The following is a 19,737-nucleotide window of genomic DNA, read 5'->3' as shown; positions in this document are numbered from 1 at the left end:
TTGCAGACCAAAAATTTAATTATGTCCAGATACATCACTATTCTTTCGACCGACATTCGCACACCGGCTAATCTATTGGATATAGTTAACGTAATTAAAAGTTTTAATGAAATCCTATCCTGGACGGTTGATCTCGAGGATGCGGATAATATTTTACGGCTGGTCTCCACTCGGGAAATGGGCGAGGAACTAGTTCAACGGCTGGGTACATCCGGTGGGAAAGCTACGGTGCTCGAGGTATTTGATACCCTGGAGCTAGCTTAATTTTCTATTTACCGACGCTGTCTATTGGTCTGAAACGCAATGCACTCCAGGTATCATTGATTGACACCGCTGTTACAGTGGTGATATTGAATTGTTCGCCTGTCACACGGATTGTATCACGGTTGATATCTGTCTTGATTTTAGAGGTTCCTTTAGGATATGCAAACCATAATACGCTATCTGGTTCAATCTTATCGAGCTTGTTGTTTAGAAAATCGAGATATTCTGAATTAGTGTTAATAAAGACCAGCGTATTCGCGCTTTTTTTATCATCAAATGAGTTAGGAAAGCCTAGTTTTTCGAATTCTATAGCCAAATCAGCTGGTGAATTGATAATTGTAGCGGTGTCTCTGAATTTAAACTTTTTAATGATTTCAAACATAAGATTTTGAATAGGATGTGCATCAAAATTAATCATTGTCTAATAATTAGACAACGATAACATACTGACGGCGAGCTATAGGTTGGTTTATCTGCTAAAAACTATGTTATCTGTTGGTAAAATTAGAAGGTATGTTGAAATCTCTCCGTTATTTATTTTCACCTTTATGATGAACTAAAATCAATTCTTATGATACCAGTGAAAGGTTACGCGGCACAGGATGCCCAGACAGATCTTGCACCATGGGATTTTCAACGCCGCGAGGTGGGACCCCATGATGTACAATTTGATATATTATTTTGTGGTGTTTGCCACTCTGATCTCCACCAGATCAAAAACGACTGGTTCCCGGGAATTTTTCCAATGGTACCTGGCCACGAGATAGTTGGTCGTGTTGTTAAAGTAGGGGATGCTGTTAAGAACTTTAAAGTAGGTGATTTAGCCGGAACGGGGTGTATGGTAGACTCTTGTCAGGTATGCGAAAATTGCAAGCGTGATTTAGAGCAATATTGCCTGGAAGGTAATACACAAACCTACAATAGCATGGAGCGCGATGGATCATCGCCAACATACGGTGGTTACAGTAATTCTATAGTAGTACGGGAAGAATTTGTATTGCATGTTTCAGAGAAAATGGATCTCGCTGCGGTAGCGCCGCTTTTGTGCGCTGGTATTACAACGTATTCCCCATTGAGACACTGGAAAGTTGGTGAAGGCCATAAATTAGCAGTCTTAGGTTTAGGTGGATTAGGGCACATGGCTGTTAAATTTGGTGTTGCTTTTGGCGCCGAAGTTACCGTGTTAAGTACCTCACCTAAAAAAGAAGAAGATGCACGGAAATTGGGTGCACACCATTTCGTAGTTACAACAGACCAGGAGCAGGTAAAAGCAGCAATGGGTACGTTTGACTTTATCCTGGATACTGTTTCTGCGGAACACGATTTTAATATGTATCTGAGCCTGTTAAGAACTGATGGCGTACATATTTGTGTAGGTGTACCGCCAAAACCAGCAGAAATTGCTGCTTTTAGCCTTTTAGGTGGTAGAAAGAGCCTTGCCGGTTCTGGAATCGGTGGGATCAAAGAAACGCAGGAAATGCTGGACTTCTGTGCAGAAAAAGGTATTGTGTCGGAGATCGAACTGATTGACATCAAAGATATTCAGTCGGCCTACGACAGAATGGTTAAGGGAGATGTCCGTTATCGTTTTGTAATTGACATGGCTACGCTTTAAGTAGGCATCAGGTTAAATTTTCTTAACCAGCATAAAAACTAATATTTTTAGTTTTTATGCGGGTTTTTTCATTTTGATTCGTAAATTTGAAGTGGTGCTGCGATTATAACCGCAGCAGGCCAATTAAAAAGATTATAATCAATATGGTTGAACTCAATTATTTTCTGGAGGATAATCAGTCAGTATATCAAATTATCCAATTTCGCACCGGAGAGCCCTGGAGGATAGTCGATGCAGGCGAGTTACTTGGCAGTATCGAAAAGCTGGAAGGTATGTGGTATCTGCGTGGCAAAAATGCCCTGGAAGAAAAATTAATCACCGGAATAGGTGAGCTTATTGATGCCCAAAATTTTAATAGACTTCCTGCGGAACTCAAAACTCATTGGTCGCCGTATGTCCATGAAGCATTAGCTCAAGGAGATAATGAGTATCTGATCGTATGTAAACCCGATATCGATTTTGACAGATTTGAAAAGATATTCAGATCTTACATCGGTACAATCGTTAAAGATCAATGGGAAATTCGTTTCAGAATTTACGATTCGATGATGTCCCGCGACTTTGAAGTCGTAATAAATAAGATGCATGATTAAACCTATGCAGTTTCTTTGTGTCATATTAACGTAATTAACATTTTCCTTGAAATCTGTTCAGGAATTAAGTTCGTTAATTAAACAAATGAAGGCGTGAGGTGGGATTGTGAGCTGGAGTGAGGGTGATAACACACAGAGAGAGATTTGATGCAGAGGGATGAAAACCCGGACAACTAGTCCGGGTTTTCTTTTGAAATTAGATCTGTAAATATTGGGCTTTAACACCGTCAGCAACACGCTTTATAAACAAATAATTAATCGTACCTCCAATTACGGCGCCCACTACAGGTAACAGACGTTGTGCAGTTTTAGAACCCAGGCTCATCAGAATTTTCTCCGCAACTTCTTCCATTACATTCTTGGAAATGGCAACACCTGTATCTGCTTTCAACGAGGAAGCTACGATCTTGAAAAAGTCCTCAAATGGAAAGCGGTAATTTCCGGTATTGTAATAGGCAATTGCCATAGTCACACGAAATTGCTGGGTAATTAAATTAATAATATCCAGGGGAATCCCCACCAGTGCGGTACTTAATCCGCCTACGCCGGTAACGATACCGGATCCAGCCGCCATCAGTGCACATTGATTGATGAACTTGTCAACGCCCATGCTATCGACGCCTTTCTTGATAGTTACCTGATCGATGCGGTTGAAGATCTGCTGAAAGCCTCCCTCAGACAATTGATTGAAGCCTGCTTTCAGGTTTCTTTTGATATTAGCGGTATTAAATCGTGGAATTCGCATAGTTGCCATGTCTTCTTAGGTGCAACTACGCTACTTTCATGCCACATCCTTCAATTAAATCTTTTCTATGGATAAGATAGTGATACCGATTGAACAATCGTCCTGGCATCCGTCTTCCCAATGTCCGCAAGAGGATATCATACCGTCATTTTTAGCCTCGAAATAAGTGATGTGTTTTTCTCTTTTCAGAAGCCAGTCGTTCTTTGCCTTCTGATAAACTTCTTCCAGAGTGATGGAAGAAGCCCCTCCCTGATGTGAATTTATCGTGGTAGCAGTTTCATCCCAACTTCCTGTGATTATAATTTCTTGATTGGTGCCACTGCCATATCCCTTCTGGACATAGCTGCGTTTGGTAACTTTTCCAGCCTCTACGGTTATCGTTGTTTGACTTGAGAATCCAAATACTGATCCACTATAAACTACATAGCGGTAATTATCGTTTGAAGAGGATTGAAACTGCTTCCAGGCCTTATAACTTTTATTGTAGTCACTTCCATATTCAAAATTGTCTTTCTTGCAGGAAGTAATTAGAATTGTGCCGAGCAAAAGGATTAAAAAGCAGAGTTTAGCGTTCATATAGTTTTGATTTTAAGACAGAACGGATCTGAAACGGATAACGCTACATCATTGAATAAAAATCAGTTATTGGCTCAACTTATTCCCAAACAAAAGGAGAAGCGCTATCTTTAGTGCATCAACCCCTGATGCTATGGCAGAAAAAATCCTTGAGGTATGTGCTTTTACACTGGAAACCTGCATTATTGCGGAAGGCGTTGGTGCAACACGTGTAGAGTTGTGTGATAATCCGCTTGAGGGTGGTACTACCCCGGCTTATGGTTTTATCAGGCAGGTAATGGAGCGCGTCAATATGGATGTATTTCCGATTATCCGTCCCCGGGCAGGCAATTTTTGCTACAGCACTGATGAATACCAAATGATGAAGTATGATATCAAAGCCTGCCTGGATCTTGGCTGTGCCGGGATTTCGGTGGGCGTGCAAAACATCAATGGCGAGATAGATGTGGAAGGGATGAAGCGGATAGTCGATTGGGCGGGGGGTATGCAGGTAACCTGTCACAGGGTGTTCGACACTACGCCTGATCCTTTTACTGCACTTGAAACATTGATTGACTGTGGTGTGACGCGGGTGCTTACCTCCGGACAACAATCTACTGCTCCTGAAGGGAGTACTTTGCTTGCTCAGTTGGTTGAGCAGGCATCAGAAAACATAATCATTATGCCTGGTGCCGGTGTTAAATCAGGTAATCTGGAACAACTAATACTAAGTTGTGGCGCCAATGAATACCATACGTCTGCTAGGATAGCTGTCGATAATCCGCTGAGCTATATCAATCCTAAAGTAAATGATTATGGAAAGGTATACGTAGCAGACGAAATCGAGTTACGTGCAATCATGTCAATTTTGGCGAAGCATTCCTTTGGAAACGCATTGCTAACAAACCTATGACAGGACCTAGTGCCAGCGCCATAAATATGTATGGTTTATAGCCGTCGTTTATAAGCAGGTTGATCAGTTGGATGCTGATTATAGTGATAGAAAAACCGATGCAGTTAACAATTGTTAAGGCGGTTCCGCGCGCTGTTGCTGCGGCTTCCTGAGCAACAAGGGTAGAAAACAAGGGGGAGTCCGCTATAACGGCCATGCTCCAGAAAGTTAGAAACAGTAAACAGCATACTGTTGACGATCCGGACAGAAAGATAGGGGAGAGGAGGCAGCAGATTCCAGATACACATAACGCAATGGCTGCGGTTTTCTTAATACCAAAACGTGCTGAAAGCAAGCCGCTTGCTATACAGGCTATAGCACCTGTAGCAATGATGAAGAAAGAAACCAATGGGATATTTAGTTCAGATGCAGGATGCTGGTTTTTGTAGTTTATCAACATCACCGGAAGAAATACCCAAAAAGCATAGAGTTCCCACATGTGGCCAAAATAACCTATTGCTGCGGCTCGGAATTCCTTGTTGCGAAAACTGATGAAAAATGACTTGGGGTCTAACGCCTGCACAGCTTTACGGTAGGGGCCGTCTGGTACGAAAAAGTACATCGCCAGTCCACCGGCAGCAGCAAGTGATGACGTAGAAAACAATACGTAATGCCAGGGTAAGGACGTAGTCAGGCTTTTTAAAAAATGTGGAAAGGCTGTTCCCAGAACCAGTGCGCCGACTAAAAATCCAAGGGATTTTCCGAGACCTTTTTCATAATGGTCGGCAGCGATCTTCATACCTACAGGATAAATTCCGGCGAGGAAAAATCCTGTTGTCATTCTGAATGCGAAAAGTTGAAACACTGTAATTCCTGGAAGCGCAATGCAGAGGTTTATTGCGGCAGCACAGATTCCGCAGATCAGGAAAACACGGGACGGAGAAAATCTGTCAGAAATGCTAAGTAATGCGAAAATGAAGGTCCCTATGATAAATCCCAGTTGCACTGCAGTACTCAGATGTGCCACGTAGGATGCCTCCAAATGAAATTGGCTAACAAGTTCCGGCATAATGGCATTCCCGGCAAACCAAACTGAGGTGCAGAGAAACTGGGATAGTACAATAATAGGCAGAATGCGCTTCATGCCCTAAAGATGGTGATTTTTTGGATCTAGCGCATGGGGAATTGTATTCCTGTAATTGCTTCGGCAAGATTCCAGAGTTTTTCTGCAACCAGTTGATCGGTAGCATGAGGAGCGATTGCTGTTTTTACAGGGTATCCTCTGATGCCATCCTGATCTGGTGCATAATAAGTACCGCCAATAACATCCGAGGCTGTGGCAGCGTATAATGATGTTAGGGCACCCTGTGCCGGCAGCATAAGTGCGCCAAAACGCTCAAGTGCGGCAGTATAGGATTCTTTAGTCATATACCTGGCCAGCTCAGTCTCTACGGCGCCCGGGTGGGCTGCAACGGATAGAACGGCATCGCCCGTTTTTTCAATTCTGCGTTGTAGTTCCAGCGAAAATAGTAAGTCAGCAAGCTTACTTTGTGCATATTCGCGCTCCGGCACGTAAGCCTTTTCTAGTTTCAGGTTGTCAAAATCTATGGTGCCGTTCAGGTATGCGCCGCTGGTCAGAGTAACAATTCTTGATTCCGGCGTATGCCTTAACAAAGGGTAAAGTAAGCCCGTCAACGTAAAGTGTCCCAGGAAATTTACGCCAAACTGCAATTCATAGCCTTCGGTTGTTTTTCCTGCGGGGGGAATCATGACCCCGGCATTATTGATCAGCAGATTCAGCGATGCATGGTCCCTTAAGTATTCTATTGCAAATTGTTTCACTGAAGTTAAGTCCGACAAATCCATTGCCCTTGCCTTTAGTGTGCCACTTCCTTTTTCGAGCTGCAAGTTGGCAATCGCGTCATTCGCGCTTTGTAGGTTTCGGCAGGCCAGAATTACATCTGCTCCTTTCTGATAACAGGCTAACGCAGTCTCGTAGCCGATTCCTGCATTGGCGCCCGTGATAATTACTGTTTTACCGGTTAATGCCGGCATGTTGTCTTTTGTCCACATGATTGATGTTGTTTAACAACACAAAGTTCTGCAACATTTTAAGGGAAAATCTACCCTAAAGAAATCAAATCCTACAAAAATCAATCAATCGTGGCAGCCCTAAATGAGCTGGGGGAAACTTTGGTTCTGCTTTTGAAAAAGCCAGAGAAGTGATTGGGCTCTTCAAAGCCAAGGCTCCAGGCAATTTCATTTATTGTCCAGTTTGTGCTTTTGAGTAATATTTTACTTTCCTGCAGTATTCGGGTACTGATCAATTGTGAGGTGGTCTGACCCGTAGTTTCTTTCAAGGCCTTATTTAAATGATTTACATGTACATTCAATTGTCGCGCAAAGTCAGCCGGCGTCCGTATGGCAACCACCTGATTACTTAATTCTATAGGAAACTGTCTTTCCAGTAATTCCAGAAATAAACTGCTGATTCTTTCTGCGGCATTTGATCCTGTAAGCGCTGTTCCTGATGCCGGCCGCATTTTCTGTGCAGTATGGACGATCTCGTAAAGTAAGTTGCGGATCAGGTCGTATTTGAATACGTAATCGCCATTAAGTTCTGATAGCATCCTTATAAATAAGGTAATAAAGGGAGCGGCACCGGCATCATCCAGCGGAATGATCGCTTGGTCTGCCGACTGGAATACAGGGTAGTCCCTGATGTTTCCAAACCTGCTGAAAAAGTCTTCTGTAAAGACACACAAATAACCGGTTTGACGCTCGCCAAGAATTTCCCAGGAATAGGGAATCATCGGGTTGGTAAAGATGAGCGCACTTTCATGAACTTCAATACATTGATCAGCATAATGTATCTTGTTGTGCCCTGTAATAATGCTTATCTTAAAAAAATTGCGTTTACTGTAGGATACCTGTTTGCTCTTCGGCAACAGCAGGTCTTCGATCCTGAATATATTAAATTGCGCTACAGGTGCTTGCCCAGTACCGGGCTCAGCACTAACTTTTTGATAAAATGAATCGATTCCAACAAACCTGGTCATATTCAAATATACAAAAATCAAACCATGTCGTGACTTGTGACTAACGATCGGAACTATGCTAATGGCACACTGAAATAAAAGGTTGATCCTTTGTCCACTTCGCTCTCCGCCCAGATGCTCCCTGTATGCCTTTCAACAATTTCCGCACTCAGGTATAGCCCAATGCCAAAGCCAGATATCGTATGATTACTTTCAACCCGGTAATAGCGGTCAAACAAATGGCCCATATCTTTTTCTGCAATGCCCATACCCTGATCCCGAACACTAACAACGGCAGCGTTGTCGACTATAGCGCAGCTAATTTCTATTTCCTTATTATTTGGCGAGTATTTAATAGCATTACTCAATAGGTTGGAAATCACACTGCTGATTTTGTCATAATCGGCAACTATGGTAATGGGCTCATGTATTTTGTAGGTGATCGAATGGCTGGAATCCATAAGTACCATCTCTTTAACTGAGGCATTGATCAACTCATCAAGCCTGAAATGACTTTTATTTAAAATAATCTTACCAGATTCCAGACGGGAGATATTCAAGAAACCGTTAATCATGGTGGTCATTTTTCTGACCTGCTTACCAGCAACTTCAAGCGCATTTACAGTAAAGGTGTCTTCACCCTTTCTGGCTTTGTTCTGCAATATTTGAATATAACCGTTTAAAGAGGTGAGTGGAGTCTTTAACTCATGACTAACCATTCCAATGAAGTCATTTTTGCGCTGTTCATCCTGTTTTAATTCAGTGATGTCCATCACAAAACCCGAAAATATCGTGTAGGCACCTGCATCATCCTGACTGATTCGTCCCAAGGATCTTAACCATACTACTTCGCCATCATTAAACCTGTTCTGGGCGTAAGTAACATCGTAGTTTCCTTGGTTTGCGATAGCCTTTTCGATGGCCTCGGTTACAATTGGACGGTATTCCGGCGTAACCTGCGCAATGGCCTGCTCGTATGTCATAGGTTCAGCACCTTCATAACCAAAGAGCTTGGCTAACATCTTGTTATAGGTAAGGTGCTTAGTAGCGGGGTCAATCTGCCAGGCACCAAGTCGGGCAGCATCAATAGCAAGCCTTAAGCCCAATTCTGCTTTCTCTACCTGCTGACGCGTAATGATCAAATCCTCATTGGCGCTAAGCAACTCCTCGTTAGAAACAGTCATTTCCTCGTTCATGGCGATCAGCTCCTCAGCAAGATCCTGCTTTTCTATCTCTTCTTTTTTGCGGTCGGTTATGTCAATACAAGAACTGATGTAGCCGGCAAATGAACCATCGGGGAAAAACCTTGGAGGTCCGCTTGCCAACAGCCATCGGTATTCTCCATCATGATTCATCACCCGGAACTCTCCGCTAAAAGGCGCGCGTTTATTAAAATTATCAACAAAATTGCTTAAAAACTGATCCCTGTCGTCCGAGTGTATCAGGTCAACCCAGCCGATCTTTAGCAGTTCCTGCATAGGTCGCCCGGTCAGCTGCTCCCATGCTTTGTTAAAATAAATAGCTTCACCAGTTTCATCACCCACGGCAATTAAAATGTCTGTCCCTTCAGCCATTGTGCGGAACCGCTCTTCGGTTTCCCGCAGTTCCCGAACCCGTGCTTCCACACGTGCTTCAAGTTCCGTGTTTAACAGATGTAGGTTTTCCTGCGACTGCTGGAATTCTTCATTAATCGCTGCAAGTTCTTCATTGGTAGATGCCAACTCCTCATTCAATGCCTGTTCTTTTTCCAGTGCCAATTCCTTTTCTTCAGCCCGTTTGATAGCTTCAAGCCCTAAAATTCTATCCGAGATATCGATAGCTGTATGTAGCACACAGATTGTTTTTCCCTGCGCATCTTTTATGGCTCTATATTCAAACTCGAAGTAGAAAGTAGTTAGCACACCATCAACCTCCAGTGTTGCAGGTGTGTCTGTTCCAGAAATCGTCAGACCTTCCAGCCAAACACGCTTAAACATTTCTATGAAAGGTTGACCTCTCAGTTCTGGAAGTGCATCTTCGAGCGATTTTCCGATAACACTTTTGTCTTTTCCCCAGATCCTGAGCATTGCATCATTGGCAAGTTGAATCACGGCGTCTTCACCAACATGAATTGCTGTGGCAGTTTTTGTTAAAGCGAAAACCTCAATCAGTTGTTCGTTGCTTAATAGGTGAGGAGACTGACTCATAAAATAGATGATGGAATTAATGTTGATCGCACGAAAGAGCAATAACTATTCCAATATCAAATTCTTAAAGCCGCGACTTTCAATGTGCCGCAGTACTGAATTCCAGTAGGTATGGCTGTAATGATATGCCCTGAAGCGAGCGGAAACCCGGGCCAAGTACAATCTGGTAGTTTTTGCCAGGCTGAACTTCCACTTCGAAAGTTGCAGATTTTCCGTCTTCAGAGAAACTCTTAAATGCGGTTATCTTGAGTAAATTAGATTGGCCTAGCGGGCCATACTCGAAATTACGAAAGCGTTTATCCATATTTTCAGAGAAAGTTACTGTTATTTCTGTTAGGGACGGATTTATTTCTTTTGATCGATTTCTGAAAGGCTTAACTGAACTAACCGTTGGCCTCCCTTTTTCATAACCAGCTTTTATATTGGCAAGTCCTTTTTTGAAGTAGCCAGATTTCTCAACAAAACTGGTTAGTGTGGTCTCACTATCATAATCCAGCTCAATCATGTCAATGATTGCCTGTTGCTTATCCTTCGCACCGTTATAGTATTTCTGACAAATTGCATAACCCACATAATACCCCATATCTCGCTGGTTAAACTCATTAGCGGCATTGGTGTAAAGCCAAAACCCGTTGAATGGGTTATATAGTTGTGTAGCGAATTTGTTTCTGACTTGCGCCTCATGTGCCTCCCCGTATTTCATAGATGGTGTTGTAGATTCTTTTCCTGTAGACAAAACCGCAACAAACTCTGCAGCGCCTTCCAAAACACACTGCCCCAATAAAGTGCTTGCTATTGTTGTTTTTTGCTGCGTGTGTACATATTCATGAATGTTTGTGAATACTACCTGATCAATTGGATTGCTTTTGAAGTGCGGGCCCAAATGTGAAAATGTTTGCGGAAATTCTGTCGTAATAGTATTCTTGTCGGCCATAGCGATCTCACTGCCAATCAGAATACGATCTTTAAGCGTTGTTCCGCCTGTTCTTAGTGCGCCAATTGTGAAATAAATCTGTGCCGGTCGCAAATTGGGGTATGTTTTTTTCATCTGCTGCACAGCTATAGCAATGCTGTCTGCAAGGTCTTTTGTTTTTAGGGTGTTGTTTCTTATCGAATTCCAGAAAAGGGGATAACTATTGATGGCATCCAGATAAGATTTAGCGGTGTAATCGCGCACTTCCATGATTGACTTCAGGCCTGGTGATCCTTTCGCCAGAAATAACGAGTTGAGGTAACCATATTGAGCTACACTGTCTTTTGTAGTAATGATCTTGTCGTAAGCCTCCCAAAAATGGTCTATGTCTGTCGTAATGATATTTTGATTTTCCGTCTGAGAAAAGACAGCTGAAAAGGAGGCACAAAAGAACCAGGTGAGGAGAATGTTTTTCATTGAAATGATTTTGACTGGATAAATATCTAAATGACACCTGTCAACTGCCCAACGTTGCATTTTTCTAAAAAAAAAGTTAAAAAAAGAGCGGTTATTTATTTCCTATATTCATCTTTTCTTAAACGTTCGGCAATGTCTTTTAACTGGTTTGATCTTATCGTTGCTTTTGGCATTCTCCAGGGTGTCGTTTCGTCGGGCTTGTTATTGAGGAAGGGCACAGTTAGTACCGCTAGCAAGTTCCTGATCGCGTTATTGCTCATTTCAAGTATGCTTAGTTTTAAGATTTTGCTGCACACGCTGAAACTCTGGGATACAAACTCTTTTAGGTATTTTCCCCTGGCAATTGATTTAGTAATTCAGCCGTTAATTTATCTATATGTAAGGTCTTTAACAAGCCGAATTTTTTTCTGGAGAGATAAGACCTGGCTGAATTTTGTTCCGGCAGCATTATTTATGACCCATGCACTGATTGTCTATTTCCTGGTTCTGCCAGAGATTTCTTTTGTGCAAAAAGATGCACTAGCCGAGGTCTGGCATTTTAATCAGGTTAAGCAGCTGGAGGACTATCTGTCTGTTGTCAGTGGATTTGTATATGGGTATTTTAGTTTGGTTAGCGTGCAGCGATATCGGAGATGGCTCAAGGATAATGTTTCTGATACTAATTACGCAACCTTTAACTGGCTTAAGCATGTGTTACTGTTGACAGGTTTACTTGGTCTCGTACTTTTTATCAACGTTTTTACTGATCATGCATTTTATACGAGAAGCTCTTTTTTGCGTTGGCAGATTTTCTATGTGTATTTGTCAGTGCTAACCTACTATTTGGCTTACAAAGGATTGCAAGGTCAGTCGTTGCCTCAGCCAGTGGCTGTAAACCATGAAAATCAATCCAGCGATGTCCTCAGGTTCACAATGGAAGAGCTGGAAGCAGCAAAGCGTACTATACTCGCTGCTTTGCGGGAAGATCGTGTTTTTTTGGATAATGAACTTACCCTTCAAAAGCTGGCGCAGCAGCTTCAACTCAGTGTGGCGCTAACTTCAACTGTAATCAATAAAGATTTAAACCAAAGTTTTCGCACATTGATCAATACGTATCGTGTGGACGAAGTGAAGACAAAACTTAAAGATCCGAGATATTCACATCTATCTATTCTTGGCATTGCGCTTGAATCCGGTTTCAATTCTGAGGCTAGCTTTTACAGGATTTTCAAAACCGCTACCGGGCATTCTCCAAAAAGATACCTCAAACTTTGATTTGGCAGGCATAAATTACGCTCAAAACTTGTTTTGAGAAGTTTGTACCTGTTTTAAACACTTGCTTTACCAGAAACTTAAGGCAATGAATACAAAATCTAAAATCGCTATTGCGATCACACTGTTCAGTGGGGTCTCTTATGTTGTTGGCGCTACATCGTTTCCGGGAATAGACACTGGTACAAAAGCTGATCACATTCTGATCAAAACGCATTGGAAACAGATGGGGGGCTTTGAAATGTATACGCCCGATCACCTGCGTCTGGGCTGCTGGAGTACTGCACTGGCACAGATCATGTTCTACCACCAATTAAAGCCATTTGGCGCTGTTGATTACACGTCCCGGCACGGCTATGTGATTAAAGAACAGATAGACAGTAACACTATAGTCTTAGGAAATCTGGTGCCTGAATTTAACTTAGCGACTACAGAAGCTGAGAAGGTGGCTACAGCAAAGTACAATTATTTTGCCGCATTGGCTGTAGCTAAGGATTTCGGAACCGATAGCTATATGCATAAGCTTGCACCCGCGAGCCTATTGGAAGCGCATTATAATGTCAGCGTTAAACGCTACATCTCTTGGCACGGCATACTTCCTTTTGGAACTGGAAAACTGAAAAAAGTTATCTGTGAAGAACTAAATGCCGGAAGGCCACTTTTTCTGCATTTCGCCAACCTGAAGGATTTTGGGCATTCTGTGGTGATTGATGGTTACCAGTGGAAAGATAACCAACTTATGGTTCATCTAAATCAGGGTCAGGGTGGTGCGCAGGACGGCTGGTATAAATTCGATGCCGCAATACTTAAAGATCGTGACGATGCTTTACGCGTTGTCTATGCAATTCGGCCCATCAAAAATGGGAGATAAGTTTAACGGGAAAAGATAACTATTTATTTAGTTAATTACGTAGCTTTACCATTAGCATCCAGATAATCAATAGCGGGATGAGTATTAAAACTTTGCGTAATGAAAAAAATAGCGTTTATTCTATTGTTGTTAATCGGTGTCGCTGCGATGGCACAGAATTCCTATTCAGAGTTAATTTCAAAAGCGTATAGCCTTTATGTCAAAAAAGCTTATAAAGAATCTGCTGATACTTATGCGGCAGCATTCAGAATTGAAAAGAAAAATGCTGATGACCTGTATAATGCGGCCTGCAGTTATGCACTGGCGGGAGAACCGCTACCTGCAATATCTTTATTAAATCAAAGCCTGGATAGAGGCTGGGCTAATTTTAATCACCTGAAGAGCGACTCCGACCTGGCCTCACTGCATAGTACGCCCGCATGGACCAAACTGATGGCTAAAACGGAACTTATATCAGCCCGTCTGGAAGCGAATTACAATCAGCCACTTAAAAAGGAACTGGAAAAAATATATTCTGCCGATCAGGGTATCAGGGATGAATATGTTAACGCGCAAAAGAAATACGTTACCAAACATCGCGTAACTGATAGTCTGGCAAAAATAATGATGCATTACGATAGTGTAAACATAGTTAAGGTTACAAACATCCTTGATAAGTACGGATGGTTGGGTGAAGATAAAGTAGGGCCGAGAGGTAACGTAACGCTGTTCATCGTTATTCAGCATTCCGATCTTGCTATTCAGCAAAAGTATCTGCCTATGATGCGTAAAGCGGTAAAAGATGGAAAGGCAAGTGGTAGTTCACTTGCCCTGCTAGAGGATCGCGTGGCACTCGGTGAGGGAAGGAAACAGCTATATGGCAGTCAGGTGACGATGAAAAACGATGGCAGCTTTTATCTCTTGCCCCTCCTGGACCCTGATCATGTGGATTTGCGAAGAGCGAAAGTTGGACTTGGTCCGATTGCTGACTATGTGAAAAACTGGAAAATAATTTGGGATCTGGAAACTTATAAAAAAGAGCTTCCTGAACTGGAAAAGCTGAATAAATTGTAACTTTCGGAAAAATCTAAACCTATGTTGCAATTTGTCCGATTTTCACTGTTTATGCTGCTATGCCTGGCGCTTTCGTTCCCCGGATTTTCACAGGTTGCAAAAGCCGAATCAGAGATTCAAGAACTTATGAAGCAACTTGAGGTGGTTGGCCTGTCGGTGGTAGTCGTGAAAAAAGGAGATGTGGTTTATACAAAATCCTTTGGATTGAAAAACCGCGAAAACAATACAGCCCTGGCAACTACAGATCTTTTCAGGATTGCCTCTATATCCAAATCTTTTTCTGCAACGTCTGTTATGCAGCTTGCGGCAGCCGGTAAATTGAGCCTTGATGAAGATTTTGGTAAGCTTGTTGGTTTTAAAGTACGTAATCCGAAATTCCCTGAAACAGTGATTACCCTAAAAATGGTGCTCTCACATCGTTCAAGTATTAACGATTCACAAGGTTATTTTAATCTGGATGTAATCAATCCTGATAAAAACCCTGACTGGGCGAAGTGTTACAACACGTATGAGCCGGGTGCCGGCTATCAATATTGCAACCTTAATTATAATTTAGTAGGAACGGTGATTGAAAAGCTGTCAGGTGAGCGTTTTGATCAATATGTGAAACATCATGTACTTGATCCGCTAGGTGTTTACGGGGGATATTGCGTAGACTCGCTGGATAAATCGCGATTTACTACATTGTACGAGTACAACGCAAAAAATGCCGACCATTTCAGTGTTGCTGAGCTTGCCTACAACCCAAGAAGCGAAGAAATAAAAAACTATGTAATGGGTTATAGCACTCCGATATTTTCACCTACCGGTGGAATGAAAATTTCTGCGCCAGACCTGGCTAAAGTAATGACCATGCACATGAATCTCGGGAAATATAAAAAGACTAGGATCATGGCGAAAAAGTATGCAAAGGCAATGCAAACGAAATTGTCTGATGAAGAGGGATACGGGATGGCAATGATGACACTTGATAATCTTATCGCCGGTAAAACAATGAAAGGTCATACTGGATCAGCTTATGGACTGTATAGCGCCATGTTCTTTCAACCTAAAGATCAATTCGGCTTTGTCGTGATCACCAATGGCTGTAATCCAATTTACACCCGCGGGATGAATGACGTGCTTCGTCAAACCATGAATATTTTGTATCGGGATATTGTGCTCGGTAACTAATTGCTTTGTTACTATTACTGACCGAAAAGATCACGTTAAATTCATATTAAGTTAAAGTGAAGGGGCTACTTTAGTTTCAAAATATTGTATTTGATTACAATATCATTTTAATTTTATTTAATTTGGTTTCGTTTTAACCAAATCGATCACGATTATGAACCTACATTTGCTGAAAAGCCTTATCGCTTCACTGTTTTTAGTTCTTATTTTATGCCTCAATAACGATGTTGAGGCACAGCAGACGCAGAAATTTGAAAATCCTAAATTAACAGATACTGCTTCCTGGTCAATGGTACTCCTTCCAGATCCGCAAAACTATGTGAAGTTTCAGCGCAACCAGCCAATACTTGACGTGATGATGAACTGGATCACTGAACGCATTGATTCCTTACACATCAAAATGGTAATGTGTACCGGCGATCTGGTGGAGCACGACGATATCGTTAATCCTGACGGCAAGAAAATGGATCAAACTGGCCAGCAACAGTGGAAAGCAGTGGCGAAAGCATTTGGTAAACTTGATGGGAAAATTCCTTATATCACGGCTACCGGAAATCATGATTATAATATATTCAGCTATACCCATAAGCCTAAAACCACGCATTTTCCTGAATATTTTCCGGCTGAAAAGAATTTTCTGAATCAGAAAATGCTCCGCGAGGTTGCGCCAAATATATATGGAAACAATAGTTTAGAGAACGCAGCCTACGAATGGCGGTCTCCGCAAGGTAAGCCATATCTGTTTTTATCGATTGAATTTGCTCCCAGGGATACGATTCTTACCTGGGCCAGAGAACTGGTAGCACAGAAAAAATATAAAGACCATGCAGTAGTATTGCTTACGCATGCCTATCTGAAATATACCAATGAATGGATAGAAAAGGAGGGTTACGATCTTCCAGGTGCTAATTACGGCAAAGCGATCTGGGAAAAGCTGGTCTATCCCTCATCCAATATCAAGCTGGTAATTTCAGGTCATATTGGGGGTGTTAATGATGCACGAAAACATGTAGCCTTTAAAACTGATAAAAATAATAAAGGCATTACTGTACAGCAAATGACCTTTAATGCACAGGCGATGGGTGGCGGTCATTATGGCAATGGTGGTGATGGCTGGCTCAGGATACTTGAGTTTATGCCAGATGGCAAAACGATCAAAGTGAAAACTTTCTCGCCGCTGTTCGCTTTGTCTCCTTCTACGCAGAATCTCGCATGGAGGAAAGCGAATTACGATGAGTTTACTTTCAAACTGGATTAATCCTAACTTCGGTTGTAAACTTTAAAAAACTTACATTTAGTTTTATTATATTTTTATTTTGTTTTAAAAGGTTTTATTTTGTTAATTTGGATAAGGCAACTGACAGGTTGAATGTTGCTGGAAAACCAAGTATAAAACATATAAGTGTGATGTCAAAAGCTATTCTTCCCGAACGCCGGCGCTGGTTAATTATTCTGGTCATCTTTTTGGCCATTGTTTTTAATTACTTTGACAGACAGATCGTATCAATCCTTAAACCAGTTATAAAAAAAGAATTCCAGCTTGCGGATGACGGATATGCATTCATCCTTAATATTTTTACGGTATGTTACGCGTTAATGTATCCTGTTACTGGCTGGCTTGTTGATCGATTTGGTGCGCGTTTGACTATGTTTTTTGGGATAATTGGCTGGTCGCTCGCGTCAATTGGCGGAGGCATTTCCCGTTCCGTTGGTCAGTTTGGTTTTTTCAGGGGGATGCTAGGCATGGCCGAGCCTACAAATTTCCCTGCACAGCTCCGTGTGGTTACAATTTGGTTTCCGGGAAAGCTGAGGGCGACAGCAAACAGCCTGTGCGTTGCGGGTAGTTCTATTGGGGCAATCATTGCTCCGCCGTTAGTGGCCTGGCTTGCCATCACTTATAACTGGCATACGGTATTTGTTGTAGCTGGTATTTCGGGACTAATTATAGCCTTGCTCTGGATCATGATTTACCGTGACCCACCAACATCTATCATGCAGGAGGCTACTGAAAGTGCACAGCCAATGGAAACTGAGGGTTTTAAATGGAAGCAGCTGTGGTCCAGAAGAAGTCTGTGGGGTATTTTACTTATTCGTTTTGTTACAGATCCGGTATGGTACTTCTGCTTGTTCTGGTTGCCGGGTTATCTTCAGGAGCAGTCTGGACTTTCCTTGAAAGAAATGGGCCTATACGGCTGGATCCCTTTTCTGGTTGCTGATCTCGGTGCCATTGGAACTTCTGCCTGGTCCGACTATATGGTTCGGAAAGGAAGAAAACCCCTGCAGGCACGTAAAGTAATGTTGACTGCCGTGGCCGTGCTTTCTCCTTTTTGCGTGCTTACACCATATCTGCCAAGTGCTTTTTCAACCCTTTTGATATTTAGCGTAGTTGCGATCGCCTGTCTCAGCTGGCTTTTTACGGTCAGCGTCGTCGTTGCTGAAGCATTCCCCAGTAGAAATGTGGCCAGCGTACTCGGTATTGCCGGGGGATTTGGTGCGGGTGGAGCCGTGTTGTTCAATTACTTTGTCGGGCAGTTTATGGGTAAGGTAGGCGCAGAAAATATATTCATGGTCATGGCTTTTTTGCATCCCATTGGTGTATTAATCCTTTGGACAATGATAAAGCCTGAAAAACCTAAACAAGTAGCAGTCGGGAATCCGTTGCTGACGGTATAAAAAATATAATGTGTAATTTTTAGCTATAGTGTTATGAAAAATGAGAAGCTGACAGTATCTGAGCCCGCAAGGGAACTTCCTGTTCGTGCGCAGGTGGATGTATTGGTAGTGGGTGGCGGTCCGTCGGGATTAATTGCAGCACAGGCTGCTGCCGACGATGGTTTGAAAGTCATGCTGATTGAAAGCAGAAGTTTTGTAGGAGGCAATATGACTATTGGTTTGCCAATTCTTGGATTCCTCGGCCAGAAAGGCAACCAGATTATCAAGGGCCTTCCACAGAAATTTATTGATCGCCTAAAGGAAAAAAATGCTTCCAGTGAGCATCGTCCTTGTCCTTTGCATATGAGTCTGACACTGGTAGAGCCCGAGGCTGTCAAGAATGTAGGTCTTGAAATGTTGCTCGAAAGTGGCGTTGAAGTGCTGCTGTATGTGTTTTTTGCAGGGGTAATTAAAGAAGGTAACAGTGTTAAAGGCGTAATTATAGAAAGCAAGTCGGGAAGGGAGGTAATCCTTGCAAAAACGATAATCGACTGTACAGGTGATGCCGATGTTGCTTTCCGTGCCGGCGTTGCGTGTGAACAGGGTAACGAGCAGGGTGGCGTGCAGCCCCCAACATTAATGTTTTGCCTTGGTGGTGTCGATACGGAAAAACTAAGGACCAGTATCTCCGAAGAACCTAGAACTTATCTAACCGATTTTATTCCCAATGAGTACTTCGGGCAAAATAATCAGTTTATTGTTGTAGGACTACGTTCTCTAATCAATAAGGCAAAAGAGGATGGGCTGGAATTACCAACCGAACGTACAATTGTAATCACTGGGCTTCGCGAAGGCGAAGTTTGGGTTAATATGACCCGTGTTAACGGTGTTGATGGTACTGATCCGGCTAGTCTTTCCTATGGTGAGGCTGAAGGCAGAAGACAGATTCATGATATTCAGAAATACCTGATTAACTACGTACCAGGTTTCGAAAATGCATATTTCACCAAAATGGCTCCATTTATTGGAATCAGGGAGACACGCAGGATTGTAGGTAAATATGTGATGACCGCTGCGGATGTTCTGGGCTGTAGCCGTTTTGATGATGCTATTGCTGTTGCCAGCTATCCATTGGATCTGCATCACCCACAGGGAGGTGGCTGTACGCTGGAATGGTGTGGCGACTGTTATGATATTCCTTACCGTTCCCTGATACCTGAGAAAATCGAAAATCTGATCGTAGCAGGTAGATGCATTTCAACTACGCACGAAGCTATGTCGGCCATCCGTGTGATGGCACCATGTATGGCGATGGGAGAGGCTGCGGGCAGGGCAGCCAAACTCGCTATCCGTGCAGGTGTTTTACCGTCGGCATTGGATGTGAACCTGCTTCGCGCCGAACTACAGGAAAAAGGTGCTTTTCTGAATCCACAAGTGTTAGCAGAATCTTAAACTCAGC

At 42.6% G+C, this 19,737-nt stretch carries 19 protein-coding genes; 11 read left to right on the top strand and 8 right to left on the bottom strand.

The features are described from left to right. Positions 1 to 21 precede the first annotated feature (21 nt). Entirely contained in the window at positions 22 to 264 is a 243-nt protein-coding gene (locus tag CLV32_RS09230) for a hypothetical protein (protein WP_133554682.1), read from the top strand. 4 nt (positions 265 to 268) lie between these two features. Here CLV32_RS09230 and CLV32_RS09225 read toward each other — a convergent pair whose 3' ends face one another. Beyond that, on the bottom strand, positions 269 to 682 hold the full coding sequence (locus tag CLV32_RS09225; protein ID WP_133554680.1) for a hypothetical protein: 414 nt from the start codon (positions 680 to 682) through the stop codon (positions 269 to 271). Positions 683 to 835: 153 nt separating this feature from the next. Between CLV32_RS09225 and CLV32_RS09220 the strand changes: the two genes are divergently transcribed. Together CLV32_RS09220 and CLV32_RS09215 are read left to right on the top strand one after the other, a co-directional pair. After that, positions 836 to 1,879, top strand: coding sequence for an NAD(P)-dependent alcohol dehydrogenase (locus tag CLV32_RS09220; protein ID WP_133554678.1), 1,044 nt, complete (start codon positions 836 to 838; stop codon positions 1,877 to 1,879). Positions 1,880 to 2,022: 143 nt separating this feature from the next. Further along, entirely contained in the window at positions 2,023 to 2,472 is a 450-nt protein-coding gene (locus CLV32_RS09215) for a hypothetical protein (RefSeq protein ID WP_133554676.1), read from the top strand. Positions 2,473 to 2,668: 196 nt separating this feature from the next. Here CLV32_RS09215 and CLV32_RS09210 read toward each other — a convergent pair whose 3' ends face one another. Together CLV32_RS09210 and CLV32_RS09205 are read right to left on the bottom strand one after the other, a co-directional pair. Then, a complete protein-coding gene (locus CLV32_RS09210; protein WP_243732274.1) occupies positions 2,669 to 3,226 on the bottom strand; it encodes an EcsC family protein in 558 nt (185 codons plus the stop codon). A 45-nt stretch (positions 3,227 to 3,271) separates the two neighbouring features. After that, a complete protein-coding gene (locus CLV32_RS09205; protein WP_133554674.1) occupies positions 3,272 to 3,793 on the bottom strand; it encodes a hypothetical protein in 522 nt (173 codons plus the stop codon). 133 nt (positions 3,794 to 3,926) lie between these two features. Between CLV32_RS09205 and CLV32_RS09200 the strand changes: the two genes are divergently transcribed. Beyond that, the gene (locus CLV32_RS09200) at positions 3,927 to 4,685 is read left to right on the top strand and encodes a copper homeostasis protein CutC (RefSeq protein WP_133554672.1); all 759 of its coding nucleotides are present in this window, start codon (positions 3,927 to 3,929) and stop codon (positions 4,683 to 4,685) included. Here CLV32_RS09200 and CLV32_RS09195 read toward each other — a convergent pair. From CLV32_RS09195 to CLV32_RS09175, 5 genes are all read right to left on the bottom strand, one after another. Continuing rightward, the gene (locus CLV32_RS09195) at positions 4,630 to 5,808 is read right to left on the bottom strand and encodes an MFS transporter (RefSeq protein WP_133554670.1); all 1,179 of its coding nucleotides are present in this window, start codon (positions 5,806 to 5,808) and stop codon (positions 4,630 to 4,632) included. The two genes, CLV32_RS09200 and CLV32_RS09195, sit on opposite strands and share 56 nt — an antisense overlap. Before the next feature lie 26 nt (positions 5,809 to 5,834). Next, positions 5,835 to 6,737 (bottom strand): oxidoreductase, encoded by a 903-nt coding sequence (locus CLV32_RS09190; RefSeq protein ID WP_133554668.1) that lies wholly within the window; start codon positions 6,735 to 6,737, stop codon positions 5,835 to 5,837. Between the two features lie 80 nt (positions 6,738 to 6,817). Continuing rightward, positions 6,818 to 7,723: a helix-turn-helix domain-containing protein gene (locus CLV32_RS09185; protein ID WP_133554666.1), complete on the bottom strand. Its 906-nt coding sequence runs from the start codon at positions 7,721 to 7,723 to the stop codon at positions 6,818 to 6,820. Positions 7,724 to 7,776: 53 nt separating this feature from the next. Further along, positions 7,777 to 9,888, bottom strand: coding sequence for a PAS domain S-box protein (locus CLV32_RS09180; protein ID WP_133554664.1), 2,112 nt, complete (start codon positions 9,886 to 9,888; stop codon positions 7,777 to 7,779). Between the two features lie 79 nt (positions 9,889 to 9,967). Then, the gene (locus CLV32_RS09175) at positions 9,968 to 11,278 is read right to left on the bottom strand and encodes an Ig-like domain-containing protein (protein ID WP_166641919.1); all 1,311 of its coding nucleotides are present in this window, start codon (positions 11,276 to 11,278) and stop codon (positions 9,968 to 9,970) included. Between the two features lie 132 nt (positions 11,279 to 11,410). Between CLV32_RS09175 and CLV32_RS09170 the strand changes: the two genes are divergently transcribed. The 7 genes from CLV32_RS09170 (at position 11,411) to CLV32_RS09140 (ending at position 19,730) form a co-directional block, all read left to right on the top strand. Further along, positions 11,411 to 12,532 (top strand): helix-turn-helix domain-containing protein, encoded by a 1,122-nt coding sequence (locus CLV32_RS09170; RefSeq protein WP_166641918.1) that lies wholly within the window; start codon positions 11,411 to 11,413, stop codon positions 12,530 to 12,532. An 85-nt stretch (positions 12,533 to 12,617) separates the two neighbouring features. Further along, positions 12,618 to 13,400: a C10 family peptidase gene (locus CLV32_RS09165; protein WP_133554658.1), complete on the top strand. Its 783-nt coding sequence runs from the start codon at positions 12,618 to 12,620 to the stop codon at positions 13,398 to 13,400. 99 nt (positions 13,401 to 13,499) lie between these two features. After that, positions 13,500 to 14,453, top strand: a complete 954-nt coding sequence (locus CLV32_RS09160; RefSeq protein ID WP_133554656.1) for a DUF6624 domain-containing protein — start codon at positions 13,500 to 13,502, stop codon at positions 14,451 to 14,453. A 21-nt stretch (positions 14,454 to 14,474) separates the two neighbouring features. Continuing rightward, complete coding sequence (locus CLV32_RS09155) at positions 14,475 to 15,626, top strand: serine hydrolase domain-containing protein (RefSeq protein WP_133554654.1); 1,152 nt, start codon at positions 14,475 to 14,477, stop codon at positions 15,624 to 15,626. Between the two features lie 154 nt (positions 15,627 to 15,780). Next, positions 15,781 to 16,884: a metallophosphoesterase gene (locus CLV32_RS09150; protein WP_133554652.1), complete on the top strand. Its 1,104-nt coding sequence runs from the start codon at positions 15,781 to 15,783 to the stop codon at positions 16,882 to 16,884. 149 nt (positions 16,885 to 17,033) lie between these two features. After that, a complete protein-coding gene (locus tag CLV32_RS09145) occupies positions 17,034 to 18,299 on the top strand; it encodes an MFS transporter (RefSeq protein ID WP_133554650.1) in 1,266 nt (421 codons plus the stop codon). A gap of 33 nt (positions 18,300 to 18,332) precedes the next feature. After that, complete coding sequence (locus CLV32_RS09140) at positions 18,333 to 19,730, top strand: FAD-dependent oxidoreductase (protein WP_133554648.1); 1,398 nt, start codon at positions 18,333 to 18,335, stop codon at positions 19,728 to 19,730. Positions 19,731 to 19,737 lie beyond the last annotated feature (7 nt).

It is taken from the genome of Pedobacter duraquae (assembly GCF_004362245.1).
Taxonomy (GTDB): domain Bacteria; phylum Bacteroidota; class Bacteroidia; order Sphingobacteriales; family Sphingobacteriaceae; genus Pedobacter; species Pedobacter duraquae.
The sequence above is the reverse complement of the archived record's forward strand: the minus strand, read 5'-3'. Positions and strand labels throughout refer to the sequence as shown.